Raw genomic sequence first — 14,463 nt, forward strand, 5'->3', positions numbered from 1 at the left:
TTACTACCATATATTTTTCGTTCCTAATTTTGCATTTTGATTGAACAATTTAAACATAAGCTCTAACTTTTTCTCTTCATCCACCTCTAATAGTTCAGTAGAGCGCTTGATATATCGTTTTGCTGCATCTACACGTTCTTTTACGATTAATTCCGTTTCTCCGTAAATAAATAAGAAGGCTTCCCGATTGGTTCTGCCCCATTCTAAAAACTGCAGTTCTTTTAACTTTTGATTTAAAATTCGTTCATACAAAGGACTGGTACATTCTTTAATTTTCTTCTCAATATATCGTTGTTGTTCGGTTGTTTGACATGGGAAGTTTAAAAAAACGAGTTTAATGGACTGTTTGTAGGCTTGATAAAAATACGCATGTGAGAAGATAACAAATGCTTGTTCATCACTATTCTTAGAGAACATATCGTCACCTTCGACTTGAAGAATTTCTAAAAACTCCTCATTTTTCAGTTCAAATATGCCATCCTCCGTCATGTCTACAATTTGCATAATTTCCGCAATACTTTTCTTTACCTTTGGTGGCGCTTCTTTCTTTTTTCTAGATAAAAAACCTAACAGTTTTGGATTTTTCTTTTTCGAAGTGTCTTTCTTTGGCTTTTCTTTCTTCTGTTTTTTTACTTTTGGTTCTGCCTTTGTTCTTTCTTCTTTCTTTTTGTTGGGTACCACTTTCACAATTTCTTTTGGTTCAGAAAGTGATTCTTTTACGTTTTTTTCGTTAAATCGAAATGCATTTTTCTTCGGTCTTTCTAATTGTTTTGGCTCTTCTTTCTCTACATCTTTTTCACTGAATAACGCCATATGTGATCCCTCCCTTATTGATCGTTATCAATGGCGCAATATGCACCTTTCCTTCTTAGCAAAGTAATAATCAATACCTCATACATTCGTTTTTGAGGATTCGTACTTGGTCGCCAAATCATGATAATTGCAATAGCTACCATGAAAAGAATAAATGGTAACTGAAAGGAATCATGTACGAAGTTCCTAAGAATCATCGTTACAACTAATAAGCCAATTAATAAAAAGAAATCTATTAAATAAAGTACTTTATTAATCCTTAATTCTGTACTGATTTCCTTCGGAATCCGATAGCTTCTCATCGAGATTCCCTCCTTTTCGACAATAAAAAATAAGCGTACGATTACGCTTATTTTTCATCTGTATTCTTTTTATTTTTGTTTACAATATCTCTCCAACTTTTACCCGTGTTTTGCCCCATCTGATAAAAACGCTTTGTATTCTGTACCGTTTCAGAATTATGAATGCGCTCTTGCACTCCTCTTACCTTTTGTTTCACAGATGATGTTGTATTTTTAACTTTATCGGTTGTATATTGTCCTAATGTCCGTGTTTCTTGACTTCTACTTGCTGCCACTTCTTTATCACTTTCATAAGGAATAATTGGACTACTATGTGTCACTGTTACAATGTCGGCTGGTGCCGGGCTACTTCCGCTTGGTACTGATCTTGGTGTTTCTACTGGTGCCGGGCTACTTCCACTTGGTACTGATCTTGGTGTTTCCACTGGTGCCGGGCTACTTCCGCTTGGTACTGATCTTGGTGTTTCTACTGGTGCCGGGCTACTTCCGCTTGGTACTGATTTTGGTGTTTCTACTGGTGCCGGGCTACTTCCACTTGGTACTGATATCTTGGTGTTTCCACTGGTGCCGGGCTACTTCCGCTTGGTACTGATCTTGGTGTTTCCATTGGTGCCGAGCTACTTCCACTTGGTACTGATTTTGGTGTTTCTACTGGTGCCGGGCTTGATGTTTGTCTTCCTTCATTTGCTCCTTGTCTTACTGTTCCTGGTGTTTGAACTCCTTCACTTGTTCCTTGTCTTACCGTTCCTGGTGTTTGATTTCCTTCACTCGCTCCTTGTCTTACGCCTCCTGGTGTTTGAACTCCTTCACTTGTTCCTTGTCTTACTGTTCCTGGTGTTTGATTTCCTTCACTCGCTCCTTGTCTTACCGTTCCTGGTGTTTGACTTCCTTCACTCGCTCCTTGTCTTACCGTTCCTGGTGTTTGATTTCCTTCACTCGCTCCTTGTCTTACGCCTCCTGGTGTTTGAACTCCTTCACTTGTTCCTTGTCTTACCGTTCCTGGTGTTTGATTTCCTTCACTCGCTCCTTGTCTTACCGTTCCTGGTGTTTGACTTCCTTCACTCGCTCCTTGTCTTACCGTTCCTGGTGTTTGATTTCCTTCACTTGCTCCTTGTCTTACACCTCCTGGTGTTTGATTCCCTTCACTTGCTCCTTGTCTTACGCCTCCTGGTGTTTGACTTCCTGCGCTCTCTCCATTTGTTTTTCCAGCTTCTTTCATTTCATCTTGAAGACTTGTTGTTCCCGATTCTTGACCATTTGCTACCCCTAGATTTTCATTCCCTTCTTTTTTCATATCTTCTTGAATAGATGGCATACCACCATTCTTTTTACCTTCTTCCTTATTTAAGTTCCCTTTTTCTTTTTTCGCTAAATCATTACCATTAGCTTTTTTCTGATCCGCTTTTTTCATTTGATCTTGCAAGGACTCTTTATTTTCGGAATCATTCCCTTTTTTCAAGCCACTTATAAGACCAGTCATGCCACCTGTTGCCATTGCTGCCGCACTTGCTGTTTTAGCTGCCGCAACACCAGTTCCTTCTGCTGCACCTTTCGCCCCTTTTCCAATCATATTTCCTAGACCCTTCATTGGTTTAGAATTTGCAAGACTGCCAATTCCTTTACCAAGTGCGAAACCACCTGCTAACATACCCCAACTGCTCTTTAATCCAATATCAATCCCGAATAACCTTTCTACGACTGCCGGGCCATCTAAAACTGCCATACTAAATGCGGCTAATGCGATAAGATATGGAACACCACTTAATTTGTCATGGAGAAACGCCGTTCCCATTATATATAGCTTCAAAGATAGGAATATCATAATCGTTGCTATAAATATATTGAGAATATTGGATAACACGGCTTTTAACTTTTGACCATTCGCAACATCGGCTGGTGCTAATATGTTTGCTAACAAGTAGTTAAATGCCAATTCATAAAATAACCTAGCTAATTTAATACTCACCAATAACAAAGTTAATCCTGTTATCAGTAAAGTAAAGAATATGTTCCAAAAATTCCAATGCCAGCGATAATACTTTTCTGGGAAGAAATCAAACCATCCATCTTTTAATTCAGCTAAAGATGCAACTCCCATCCCATCCATTACTCTTTTATTTTTCAAAATTTCTTGTCCATCATCTGATAACTTTTTATCCTTTGCAAATTCAAAATCTTTATCTATTTTTTCAGTAATATCTATCTGCCTAATGTTTTTTTTTGGAATATGATTCTTCGGATTCATGTCTTCTTTCTTTTTCCATTTATTTTCATCTATTACTGCAATATCTGTTATGTTCTTCTTAATAATTTCATCACTTAACGAGCCTTTTTGTTCTGATTTTACAACTGCTATGGCATCATCGGTGAACTTATCAACCTTTGTCATACCAGTACTTAATAAACAAAGTACACTCAGTGTTATAAAAATATTGATGATAATTTGAGAACGGTTCATTTGTTTGTTCATAATGAACATGTAGCCAATATATAAAAATGATATGGCTAAAAGAACGACAAACAATGGATATAACATATCAACAAAATTTTGTATTTCCGGTGAATTAAAGAATCCTTTAATACCCAGTATGGCATCTGTCACACCTTCTAAAGCATCTACAACTAAAGATAAGCCTACAATTAGGAACCATCCTAGCCAACGCAATACATAATTCACGATGTCTCCTACTTGAAGATAATCCGAGAACGCTTCTATAGTTTTTAAAATCTCTTCATCTTTCACTATTTATCCTCCTCTCATGCTTATTACTTCCCTAATACTTCTTTTACTGTCCAATTCACTCTTTCATTCAATCTGTCAATACGAATAATCAATTTACCTTTTTGTTCCCGATCTACTGAAAGGAAAAGAACCGCATCTTCTAGACCAAGAATGACCTCATTTTCTTCTGTTACAAATGGCGAGTAACTATCTAAAATCAATTGCATTTTATCCGTGATTGTCGGTACACACATTCCCTCTTCCTCCTTTATGTTTGGAATCAAAAAAGCACTCAATTATTTGAGTGCTTTCTAACTTGTTACTTTTTCTTTTTCTTCTAAATCACGCAAGATTCGATTAATCTTATTTTCGACTGCTTGATAAACACTTTTGTCAATGTGGTCATTGTGAGCTAACATTTGAAATTCACTGTAAAACTCGCCCATTTCTTGACTTTCAACTTCATCTATTGATTTGCCTAACTGCGCTAAAAAGAACTTATCGACCAGTTTTAAAACCGCTAAATCAGATTCAAAAAATTCATTAACCGTTTTTCCCTTCCAATTTTCAATGGTGAGAGAATCAAACGGGCTATCTTCCTGCTGAAACGCCTCTTCCGGAATCTCTTCATCAATTCCCATCATGGTTGGTTCTTCTATTGGCTGCGGTGTCTCTACTGGTGGTAAATCTTCCTGTTCCGGCTCTGATGGTTTTTCCTTTCTTTCTCCTAAAAAATCTACAATGAGTGAATTTGGATTTACGTCATCATGTAGGGAATCAATATCTATATCTAAAATAGATTTATCTGTATCGAATTCTACGCCTAAGTACTCCCATCTGTATTTTAAGGCTGTTTCTCCCGTATTATAAATTGGGCGAGGTCTGATCCGTTTTCTGTTATTATCCTGACGTTTTATAACACGAATAACGGCACTTTCTCCTTCTTTAAAATTCATAAGTTCATTTGCTGTTAACAGTGGGCGTTGATCTAAACCTTCCGTTTTATTTTTATCAGTAGAAAGACCTTTTCCGCTTCGAGAAGGTAGGTTAATCGTCTGATTCCCTAGTTTTTTGGACACTTTTTCGGCGGTTTCTTGATCGTTAGTTAGAATGTAAATGGTATTCCCACAGTTTCCATCAATCGTATCTGCATCCTCACCATACTTATTTTTTAATTGTGAATATGCTTGAATGATAAGGTTAAAGCGAACATTTCTACCGAGACAAACTGTAATAATATTTGCCATTCCTTCAATACTCGGCATATTTCCAAACTCATCTAGGCAAAAAACCACCTCACGGTGACATTTCCCTCCACGAGCAAGGGACGCACCCTTTGCCAATATAAAATAAAGCTGCCTTACAAAAATAGAAGCAATCACATGATTCGAAGAATCAAAGTCTGGTGTAATCATAAAAATAGCCACTGGTTTATCGAAATAATCCACTTTTGTTATTTCCATATCTTCATTTTCTTCTACTACTTTAAATTCTGTATGACCCGATTTTTTATCTATTTTTGTAACAGTAATAGATGTTTTCGTTTGAGGATTTTCCTTTTCATTACATTGAATGGTATCTCCAACTTGTATTGCTTGTTTAAAATCTAATGCAAAACGTCCTGTAATATCTGCTTTGATAGACTCCTTTGAGCCATCTGAAAATACAATTTCTACTCGTTTTCTAGGTGTCACTTTTCCTTTTATCGTTTTTCCAAAACCGACACGTTTCAAATCCACACTATTTTTCGCTGTCATTTTAGCGATTTCATCAAATGTAAAAATAGAAAGTCCGTTCATTGTTTGAGTGAAAATCCCACCTCTTGCTTGCCCTTTTGAGAAATTAGAAGTTGCATATTGCATTTTCGCAACGCTATCCGCTGGTAAGCCTTCAAAGTATAAATCTAATGCATTTTTAGGTGGTTCCTCTGGATCTATTATTATTTCTTTCGAACCAAGTTCTGATAACATGTTAGCTACTGCATACATCGTTATTTTTTCTTCTGTTCCTTCTGCAATACATTTATCTGTTATAGCTAAAACCATAGCGTTGCATAGGCTCATAGCACAATCTTGCCAAAAAGGATCTTTTTAACACCTGGTTTATAAAACAAAGTGTGTGAGAGTGTTTTACATAATGCCTGTGCCGTTGAATAATCCCCATCTTTATAAGCATCTTTGACAAGCTGCAATAAGTTATAACTCATGGAATCAAGTGGCTTTAACAAGTTCAAAACTTCAATATGATACCCTCGCTCTTCCAGTGTTTCTTTCGATGCACTGAAGAGCTCACCTTTTGGGTCATTAAAAATTAGGGATGGTTTATGTTCCGCTCTAGAATAGACATCAATTGTAGGAAATACAAAGGTTTCCCCTTTACCAGAGCGTGTTGTACCAATGATTAAATTGTTTACCGGACTATCATCAATAAATACCTTGTCACCTAATCGTGAAATAACAACACCACCGCCACCTTTAAATGATTCCTCTCGATCCGGTACAGCTCGATATTGTTTTTTCAGCTCTTCAACTGTTGTAAAACGACTAGATCCTTTCTGATGATTATTTAAGTTTTTAAAGGAAGATTTCAATTTGTACACTGTTCTCGCTATAGTTCCAATCACTACAAGGAAAACAAGCATGTAGTAAATTGGATATTCTGCAATTGGCATCTGAAAAAGAAATCCTACCTCCATATGAAATGGTTTAGGATGTAATAAATCACTAAATGTTGTTTCTATCAGCTCTAAAGATAAGTTGAGTAAAAAATTAGCGATCAAAAACATTCCAACAAACAAAAAAGCACTCAATGGAATGAGTACTTCTTTTTCAGCTAATTTATATTTGATTGATATCTTTTCACTATACATATCAAAGTATCACCTCTGTTCAATCTAGCTTCAAATTAAAAAGGTACTCTTTTTATGAGTACCTTTTTGGCAATCCCAGTTGTTTTTTCTTTATTTACTCGCTACCATCTTTTCATTTTGTTTCAGAACTGGCTTTTCTTGATTCGTTGTTTTCTCTGGTTCTGTCGGCTTCTCTGGATTTGTTGGTTTTTCCGGTTCTGTTGGCTTCTCTGGATTTGTTGGTTTTTCCGGTTCTGTTGGCTTTTCTGGCTCTGTCGGCTTCTCTGGATTTGTTGGCTTTTCTGGTTCTGTTGGCTTTTCTGGCTCTGTTGGTTTCTCTTGATCTGTTGGTTTCTCTGGATCTGTTGGCTTCTCTGGCTCTGTTGGTTTTTCCGGCTCTGTCGGTTTCTCTGGTTCTGTTGGTTTCTCTGGTTCTGTTGGTTTCTCTGGTTCTGTTGGTTTTTCCGGCTCTGTCGGTTTCTCTGGTTCTGTTGGTTTCTCTGGATCTGTTGGCTTCTCTGGTTCTGTTGGTTTTTCTGGATCTGTTGGCTTCTCTGGTTCTGTTGGCTTCTCTGGTTCTGTTGGTTTTTCCGGCTCTGTCGGTTTCTCTGGTTCTGTTGGTTTCTCTGGATCTGTTGGCTTCTCTGGTTCTGTTGGCTTCTCTGGTTCTGTTGGTTTTTCCGGCTCTGTCGGTTTCTCTGGTTCTGTTGGTTTCTCTGGATCTGTTGGTTTCTCTGGATCTGTTGGCTTCTCTGGCTCTGTTGGTTTTTCCGGCTCTGTCGGTTTCTCTGGTTCTGTTGGTTTCTCTGGTTCTGTTGGCTTCTCTGGCTCTGTTGGTTTTTCTGGTTCTGTTGGTTTCTCTGGTTCTGTTGGTTTTCCCGGTTCTGTTGGTTTCTCTGGATCTGTTGGTTTCTCTGGTTCTGTTGGTCTCTCTGGTTCTGTTGGTTTCTCTGGTTCTGTTGGTTTTCCCGGTTCTGTCGGCTTCTCTGGTTCTGTTGGTTTCTCTGGTTCTGTTGGCTTCTCTGGATTTGTTGGTTTTTCCGGCTCTATAGGTGGCTTTGGTTTTTCTGCCCCTGTATTTTCCGTATTACCATTCTCACCCTCCGTTATAATTGGTGGGTTCACAATTGCATCTGGTTTCTTCTCTGGTGGAAGAATATCTCCTATACTCGCTACTGAAGAATCAATATTTTGATCGCCGAATGCAAAATGATCTCCATTCACGGTGACTTGTGGCTTATTATCTGTAATAGCTGCAATCACATTATCTTTTGTTGTATCTTGAAGTGTTTTATCTGTTGTTTCTTTATCAAAGAGTGCTAGAACACGAGAAGTGGTGTCATCCCCATTTTGAAGATTACTTACAATAGATTTTTCTTTAAAATTAATTTTTGATTTATCCAGCTCTTCGAGTACATAAGCAACTTCATTATCCTTACTTTGAATTGCGTTTTCTGTAATTGCTTCAAAATCATTTTTGTTCAGATCTTCTTTCTTTTCATCCGGCTTATTCTTATCTACTTTTTTTGTAATAGCTGATTTACTTTTTGATGATTCCTTACTTCCAAACCAACTGCAACCTGTCGTACTTAATATCAATGAACCACCAAGAAAAACAATTCCCATTTTTTTGTACAGATTCTCATAATTTAAAGGCATGTTATTCTCTCCCCCTTAGATGTTCTGTAGATCTTTATCAATTTTTTCAATCTTAGCTTTCTTTTCTTCTTCACTTATCGTAGATTGTTGAATATCTCGTTTCTCTAATTCTTTGACCTCTTTCATTACATTTTTATTTCCTTGCGTTTTAGCAAAGGAATAACAATCTTCATATTTTTTTAGATGTACAAAAGCTTCAACAATAAGTTTTTCACGTCTACCGTCCATATTGACTTTACCCTTAAGCTTAATTACCTCCTCATATTTCTTATTAAGTGCTGCTTTTTCAAAGTCGATTACATCATTTTTGACATCAATTTCATTGATTTTATTCATGTTGTCTATCCCAATAAAATAAGCAACCACACTTTCTGCAAATTTCGGTTCATATTGTAATGCCTTATTTGCCTTTCCATTTAATAAATAAGTAAATAGAACTGCCTTCTGACTATCTTTATCTAATTCTGTGTAATTGACCTTATCGAAGTATTTAACGGCTTCTCCATACTGCTGAATGGCTGCCTGTTGTAATCCTTTTACTACATATTGTTCAGAGCCAGCATTTGCACTCGAAACTGGTTCGGAAGAGAATAACTTAAAGGCAAATATGGCACCAGCTCCAATTAACACCACGCTTCCTATGACACTCGCAATAATCTTGAATCCTTTTCTATTTTCCTTTCCAGGCTTTACTAGTGTTTTTACTTCATCCGCTGGACTATAAGAGGGTTCTTCCTTCCTTTCTGATGATTCTTCATGAAAAGGAGAATCATTGATTTCTCTTTCTAATGTTTCTAACAGCTCCTTCTTTTGTTCCTCTTGTTCCGGATCTAATTGCATCACATTCATTTTTTTAGAAATGTGATCAAAAATGTGATCTGCATACCTCGAACCAAGTGATAATGTACCGTTATAAATTTCATTAGCATGACCATCTAACAAATCGAAATCAATATGTTTTTGTCGCCCAGCTTCTCTATAAATACGTTCTAATCGTTTTGTTAAGATATAAGCTTCATGAAACGAATATTGCTTACCCGACTCAATTTCTGTTCCATTGCTACTCTTAAAAATGACAAACATGGCTTCTCCTTTCTTCCGTTTACTTTAAATTCACTTCGACTGATCTCTTGAATTACTATTTTCAGCTTTATGGGTTGCGTACTTATGATAGATACAAAAAACAGAAATCAATACCCAAATAACGATGAAGAATGTCAAAGCTCTTAACAGCCCTTCTGTTGTTGGTACTGTCATGATCGGTTGTATATTACCAATAACCGAAACGCTCTCCAATACACTTGGTAATCTCATAATTAACACCCCGATTGCTTAATAAAACTAAAATTCTATGAAAAAAAGGCAACAAAAAAAGCCATACCCTTTGCATAGCCTCCTCATTGCCTTAATTATATTTTTTCACTATTTCATCCAGAAAAACGGGAATAAGATTTGACCAAATTTCACATTGCTATTTACACTCTCTGCTAAGTATTGGCATCCCATTACAATAACGAGTCCGGCTGCCCCACCAAGAAACCACCAAATACATTTATGCCTTCCTCGTTCACCGCCCCAAATTAATAGATAAGCGCCCCAGCAAAATACAATCGCTGTACTAACCATTGCCCCTCTTTGCATCCATGCAATAAAAGAATTACCTGTATTAATTAGACCATCCATCGCATCACCTAACACTAACATTTGAGATAATGTTTCCAACATTGACATATACATTCACTCCCTTTTCATTTTTAAATGCTTATACGTTACTAAGCTGACTTGATTCATTCGCCTTGCTGTCTTCTTTTACTTCTGTTGATATTGCTTTATAAGCTTGCAAAGCCTTCATTACTAGATCTTGATTTTCTTCAATGTATTTCTGATGATGTAAATGAAGCCAATGGTTATAATCCTGACCATTGGCTCTTAATAGGTTTGCTACCATATCTTTTTCTTTTTTTAATTTCCTTTGTGTTATCGCCACTGTATCACCACCTCGTATGATTAAGTTAGGTTTTTTAGGGACGGGATGTACCTATAAACCCAAGAGTATCTATTTTTATGAGATACTTAAATTTGTAGATAGAGTGTTGCCGACCACCTCCTTGAATCTTTGTATTCGGTTGAAAGAATGGTACCTCTGTCTAATAAGTAGTTTACGAATGAGTTGGATGTTGATGACCATTGGTCATTCTTCGTATCTCTTACGAGGTAGTAGCGCTTATTAGTTCAGAGGAGGACAACACTATCTAACACTGATTAAAATAGGGGTGTAAGCTATGTTCTATTTAGGTATTGATATCGCTAAACATAAACATTATGCGTCCATTATCGATCAAACTGGAAAACCTATTACTAAGCCATTTCCCTTTCAGAATCACAAAGAAGGTGGACAAGCACTATTAAATTGGATGTACCGATACATTGAGTCTCCTACAGAAATAATGATTGGAATGGAGGCAACAGGACATTATTGGTTAGCCATTTATTCTTTTCTACTGGATCATGGCTTCTCAGTCGTTGTATTAAATCCAATTCAAACCAATGCCTGGCGAAAAGGAACAGAAATTAGAAAGCGGAAAACAGACGCCATTGATGCCACTATGATTGCCGATATCATTCGATTCGGCCGTTTTGTTGAAACTCCACTTGTGGACGAGAAAATGTTCGCTCTAAAACAAATGAGCCGCTTTCGTAATGCGCTTGTAAGTAATATGAGTGATTTAAAAAGAAAAGCTCTTGTCGTATTAGATCAGACTTTCCCAGAGTACCAAAGCATCTTTTCGGATGTTTTTGGTAAAACTTCTTCACAAATCTTACTTGAATATTCCTCTCCTAGTGACTATGAACAGATATCTATTGATGATTTAACACAAATAATTGAGCAAACCAGTCGTAACCGACTTGGGAAGAAAACAGCCAACAAACTAATGGAATTAGCCTCTAATTCGTTTGGTGTTACTTTCTGTAAAAACGCTTTTTCCTTTCAACTAAAAATGTTGATGGAGCAAATTCGTTTTATCGAAGATCAAATCAAAGAGTGTGAAGAAGAAATGTCACAACTTTTAATTGATTTAGATACTCCTATCATGACAATACCTGGCGTTGGACCGATTTTAGGTGCCACTATACTAAGTGAAATTGGGGATATACACCGCTTTGACAAACCATCTAAACTTGTCGCATACGCAGGCATCGATGCCTCTGTGTCCCAATCTGGGCAATTTGAATCCTCAGGTACGTCTATATCCAAACGTGGCTCTTCTCATTTGCGTAGAGCCTTATTCCAGGCGGCTATTACAGCTCATAAACATGACCCTGTATTAAAAGCCTTTTATGAAAAGAAACGAAAACAAGGAAAGCACTACTATGTTTGTATAGGAGCCGTAGCTAGAAAGCTGTGTTACATTATCTATGCCATTCTTAAAAGCAATAAACCTTATGAAATTCCACCACACACAACAGAAACATGAACTTCTCATTTTTTTGAAAATCCTTAGGTTTATTTGATACGCCCTTTTTTAGAGAAACACCCCCTATTTATATAAAAAATCCTCCTTGACTTCTCATAGTTGGTCTTTCAATGATTATGTGATTACTTTTGATATTGCTCTTTGCAATTTTGAACAAAATAGGTAACTTCTTTTTCAAGTTCTGACTCTTTAAATGTGGAAAAATCAATATCTTTTTTCAATTTTCCTTTTTCGTAATAAGCCAGGGAATCTCTTCTTTGTGATAATCCCCAATCATAAGGGTTGCTTGAACCTGGTACATCTTCACGCTTTTCATTCAATTCTTGTATCTGAACTTTTTCTTGCTGCGCTGCTTTTTTTATAATGTGAAGCCAATTCTCTCTTTTCTTCTTAGTGGAATTTAGCATAACAAAACCTGTGCCATCCTCACTCATGAACTTCTTCATTTCTAACGGACTAAGTTCCATTACTTCCCCTTTTCCCGAACTAAAGACAAATGTTGAACCAATACCAATTGCAATTAACAGTCCAACAACAGCGGAAATGATCCACCCTTTACGACTCATGTATGTTCCTCCCTATGTCATATTTTAATAAGCGATTTTGAAGTGTGATGAGACACTTTTAAACTTCAACATCTGTCTTTATTTTATAACATTTAAAGGAAAGTGGGATAGAAAATGGAAATATCATTTATGGCTGGAATGACGAACCCTGTATTGGTATGCGTATAGAAACTAACCCCGACCTAGCTTCTATATGCCCAATACCGCACTACGTATTTTGGCATGAACGTAGAACCTTATGTATCTACTGTTTGTATGGTTTATCGCTTCTTTAGAATGTCAAAATGGGATATTCCTCACGATCACTAGCGCAAACAGATTTTTGATACAATGCATTTCCAATGGTCACAGATATGAGTTTTACGTACGCACTCTTCTAACGATAATCGTATACCTAACCCCTCTAGTGACCGTTTCAAGGGAGGCACGCATATATATTGAAAGCCGTATATCATCCTTCTACATCATTACTGAAAGGAAGATATACGCAATATATATCTAAATTGTCAAAGAGCAAATTACTTTGTGCTATGTTCTCAGCACACTTCAAAATCGCTTTTTTTATTTACACTTTTGTTTTACAGCTACTAGTTCCGCTTGTTTATGTTTCCGTTTGGCAATTAAATTTTGATGTTCATCCCTCACCGAACGAACTTGATAATAAATTTGAGCTACTTTTTCAATGCTTCCTGTGCTATTTTCAATTGCAATGGTGCCTTTCAGTTCGTATGTTTTTCCATCAAAAGTTTTAACACTATGAGCTTGTGATGCGGCAATATCATAAAATGTGAGTCTTTGTTCTTTTCCCATATGAACGCCTCCTATTTTTGATAAAGAAGGGAGAAAAACGCTTCTCCCATGTATAGTTTTCTAGCCATCTAGATAGGATGAAATAGTGAACGAGTGCTTCATATCATGCTAGGATTGTTGTATTATACGAGGTTATGATGCGTTGTGCTGCCTCTTTTCCGTATATGTGCTGTAATGCGGATTGAGATTCAACTACGATTGAATGCTGAATGTGGTATGTTGCGCTTTCTTTTAAAAACTGCTCCATATGAGGGATCGGGTACAAATCATATTGATGAAATACCAGGTGAATTGGTCTTATGTTCTTGCATTCTGTTAGATACTGAAGAAAATTAGATAATGCTTCTCCTCTCTCTTGATACGTACTTGTTTCCGTTTCTACACTGATGTACACAACGGATTTTTGTTTTAGATCCATTTGTAGTGTTTCATAACCAGTTAATAAATCATGTTTGATTATGTGATACCCTTGTTTTCGTTTTTCGTGATGGGTATCTTCATAAAAGATACCTTTTGGATCAAAAATGAAAATAAAATCGTTGGCGTTTTCTTTCAAACCTTCTATGACCGTTTTATAAGCTCCAAAACGAGCTTTTATCACACCTACAACCTTTTCCCCTTCATTCAGTTCTTTCAACGCTCTAATCACCTTTGTATACTTCTTAGCTACGCCTAACATGTATTGTACTCCTTCCTATTTCATTTTCCTATTCTGACTACTACTGAAACCAAAAATACTCTTTTTGTTCCCCTTGCTTTTCACGTTGATGTTTTTCAAGAATGTATAGCAAAGTGATAGTTATCGCATCCCTTGTTTCTTTTGAATAAAGACCTAGCTCATGGAAGATATGATATGCTGGATGCTCATTTTCGAGCGAATTTACTACCTCTACCAAGTTCGCTTCACTCTGATACATTTTTTCCGTGAACTCAATAACTTTTTTCTCATCTAGGTAATATAGGTTTTTATGCCGTTGATCCAGATACAAAATACTTCCTGCCAATAATTTTGTAGCGGATTCTATCCAATAATCATGTTGCTTTAATGGTTTAATTACAGTTTGAGCGATTGAAATTGCTTGCATCAATTCTTCAGGTAACCAAGCACTCTTGCGCCGCATAACGCCTTCCCCAGGTTTCCCTAAATTTTTCATTCCACCGCCGTAGATTTCTGACATTTCATTTCATCTCCTTCTCGGTTTCTTATATCTTGCTCCCTATCCAAAAAATAACCGTCCAAATGGGAATTACGAGTATACATGCATTC

15 protein-coding genes and 1 pseudogene are annotated in these 14,463 nt (G+C 36.8%); 1 reads left to right on the forward strand and 15 read right to left on the reverse strand.

Going from position 1 to position 14,463, the window contains the following annotated elements; genetic code table 11:
• Positions 1-3: 3 nt before the first annotated feature.
• From MHB52_RS34610 to MHB52_RS34655, 11 genes and pseudogenes are all read right to left on the reverse strand, one after another.
• Positions 4-813, reverse strand: coding sequence for a hypothetical protein (locus MHB52_RS34610; protein ID WP_061663081.1), 810 nt, complete (start codon positions 811-813; stop codon positions 4-6).
• Positions 814-827: 14 nt separating this feature from the next.
• A complete protein-coding gene (locus MHB52_RS34615) occupies positions 828-1,115 on the reverse strand; it encodes a DUF5592 family protein (RefSeq protein ID WP_061663080.1) in 288 nt (95 codons plus the stop codon).
• 47 nt (positions 1,116-1,162) lie between these two features.
• The gene (locus MHB52_RS36920; protein WP_061663079.1) at positions 1,163-1,540 is read right to left on the reverse strand and encodes a hypothetical protein; all 378 of its coding nucleotides are present in this window, start codon (positions 1,538-1,540) and stop codon (positions 1,163-1,165) included.
• A gap of 86 nt (positions 1,541-1,626) precedes the next feature.
• Entirely contained in the window at positions 1,627-3,858 is a 2,232-nt protein-coding gene (locus tag MHB52_RS34620) for a pLS20_p028 family conjugation system transmembrane protein (protein WP_445661879.1), read from the reverse strand.
• 23 nt (positions 3,859-3,881) lie between these two features.
• Entirely contained in the window at positions 3,882-4,091 is a 210-nt protein-coding gene (locus tag MHB52_RS34625) for a hypothetical protein (protein ID WP_061663416.1), read from the reverse strand.
• A 57-nt stretch (positions 4,092-4,148) separates the two neighbouring features.
• Positions 4,149-6,706 (reverse strand): annotated as a pseudogene (locus tag MHB52_RS34630) (VirD4-like conjugal transfer protein, CD1115 family).
• Positions 6,707-6,796: 90 nt separating this feature from the next.
• Positions 6,797-8,344 (reverse strand): hypothetical protein, encoded by a 1,548-nt coding sequence (locus MHB52_RS34635; protein WP_340769098.1) that lies wholly within the window; start codon positions 8,342-8,344, stop codon positions 6,797-6,799.
• A 15-nt stretch (positions 8,345-8,359) separates the two neighbouring features.
• Complete coding sequence (locus MHB52_RS34640) at positions 8,360-9,427, reverse strand: hypothetical protein (RefSeq protein ID WP_061663565.1); 1,068 nt, start codon at positions 9,425-9,427, stop codon at positions 8,360-8,362.
• 30 nt (positions 9,428-9,457) lie between these two features.
• A complete protein-coding gene (locus MHB52_RS34645; protein ID WP_061663564.1) occupies positions 9,458-9,658 on the reverse strand; it encodes a hypothetical protein in 201 nt (66 codons plus the stop codon).
• Positions 9,659-9,766: 108 nt separating this feature from the next.
• Complete coding sequence (locus MHB52_RS34650) at positions 9,767-10,075, reverse strand: hypothetical protein (protein ID WP_000062187.1); 309 nt, start codon at positions 10,073-10,075, stop codon at positions 9,767-9,769.
• A gap of 31 nt (positions 10,076-10,106) precedes the next feature.
• The gene (locus tag MHB52_RS34655; protein WP_061663563.1) at positions 10,107-10,331 is read right to left on the reverse strand and encodes a hypothetical protein; all 225 of its coding nucleotides are present in this window, start codon (positions 10,329-10,331) and stop codon (positions 10,107-10,109) included.
• Between the two features lie 295 nt (positions 10,332-10,626).
• On the opposite strand from MHB52_RS34655, the gene MHB52_RS34660 reads away from it, so the two are divergent.
• Positions 10,627-11,820, forward strand: coding sequence for an IS110-like element ISBth13 family transposase (locus MHB52_RS34660; protein ID WP_061663050.1), 1,194 nt, complete (start codon positions 10,627-10,629; stop codon positions 11,818-11,820).
• A gap of 122 nt (positions 11,821-11,942) precedes the next feature.
• On the opposite strand, the gene MHB52_RS34665 is transcribed toward MHB52_RS34660, so the two are convergent.
• The 4 genes from MHB52_RS34665 to MHB52_RS34680 all read right to left on the reverse strand — a co-directional run bounded on the left by MHB52_RS34665 (position 11,943) and on the right by MHB52_RS34680 (position 14,374).
• On the reverse strand, positions 11,943-12,386 hold the full coding sequence (locus tag MHB52_RS34665) for a hypothetical protein (protein ID WP_002169617.1): 444 nt from the start codon (positions 12,384-12,386) through the stop codon (positions 11,943-11,945).
• Between the two features lie 561 nt (positions 12,387-12,947).
• Positions 12,948-13,196, reverse strand: coding sequence for a hypothetical protein (locus tag MHB52_RS34670; protein ID WP_061664918.1), 249 nt, complete (start codon positions 13,194-13,196; stop codon positions 12,948-12,950).
• A 103-nt stretch (positions 13,197-13,299) separates the two neighbouring features.
• Positions 13,300-13,875 carry a hypothetical protein gene (locus tag MHB52_RS34675; protein WP_061664917.1) on the reverse strand — a complete coding sequence of 192 codons (576 nt, stop codon included), beginning with the start codon at positions 13,873-13,875 and terminating at the stop codon, positions 13,300-13,302.
• A 40-nt stretch (positions 13,876-13,915) separates the two neighbouring features.
• Positions 13,916-14,374, reverse strand: a complete 459-nt coding sequence (locus tag MHB52_RS34680; protein WP_061664916.1) for a hypothetical protein — start codon at positions 14,372-14,374, stop codon at positions 13,916-13,918.
• Positions 14,375-14,463 lie beyond the last annotated feature (89 nt).

The organism is Bacillus sp. FSL K6-0073 (assembly GCF_038006085.1).
Taxonomy (GTDB): Bacteria; Bacillota; Bacilli; order Bacillales; family Bacillaceae_G; genus Bacillus_A; species Bacillus_A cereus.

Bases quoted from the DNA above. Each gene is read 5' to 3' on its own strand.
- MHB52_RS34610 (WP_061663081.1), bottom strand. From the start codon at position 813: ATGGCGTTATTCAGTGAAAAAGATGTAGAGAAAGAAGAGCCAAAACAA.
- MHB52_RS34615 (WP_061663080.1), bottom strand. From the start codon at position 1,115: ATGAGAAGCTATCGGATTCCGAAGGAAATCAGTACAGAATTAAGGATT.
- MHB52_RS34625 (WP_061663416.1), bottom strand. From the start codon at position 4,091: ATGTGTGTACCGACAATCACGGATAAAATGCAATTGATTTTAGATAGT.
- MHB52_RS34635 (WP_340769098.1), bottom strand. From the start codon at position 8,344: ATGCCTTTAAATTATGAGAATCTGTACAAAAAAATGGGAATTGTTTTT.
- MHB52_RS34640 (WP_061663565.1), bottom strand. From the start codon at position 9,427: ATGTTTGTCATTTTTAAGAGTAGCAATGGAACAGAAATTGAGTCGGGT.
- MHB52_RS34645 (WP_061663564.1), bottom strand. From the start codon at position 9,658: ATGAGATTACCAAGTGTATTGGAGAGCGTTTCGGTTATTGGTAATATA.
- MHB52_RS34650 (WP_000062187.1), bottom strand. From the start codon at position 10,075: ATGTCAATGTTGGAAACATTATCTCAAATGTTAGTGTTAGGTGATGCG.
- MHB52_RS34660 (WP_061663050.1), top strand. From the start codon at position 10,627: ATGTTCTATTTAGGTATTGATATCGCTAAACATAAACATTATGCGTCC.
- MHB52_RS34665 (WP_002169617.1), bottom strand. From the start codon at position 12,386: ATGAGTCGTAAAGGGTGGATCATTTCCGCTGTTGTTGGACTGTTAATT.
- MHB52_RS34670 (WP_061664918.1), bottom strand. From the start codon at position 13,196: ATGGGAAAAGAACAAAGACTCACATTTTATGATATTGCCGCATCACAA.
- MHB52_RS34675 (WP_061664917.1), bottom strand. From the start codon at position 13,875: ATGTTAGGCGTAGCTAAGAAGTATACAAAGGTGATTAGAGCGTTGAAA.
- MHB52_RS34680 (WP_061664916.1), bottom strand. From the start codon at position 14,374: ATGTCAGAAATCTACGGCGGTGGAATGAAAAATTTAGGGAAACCTGGG.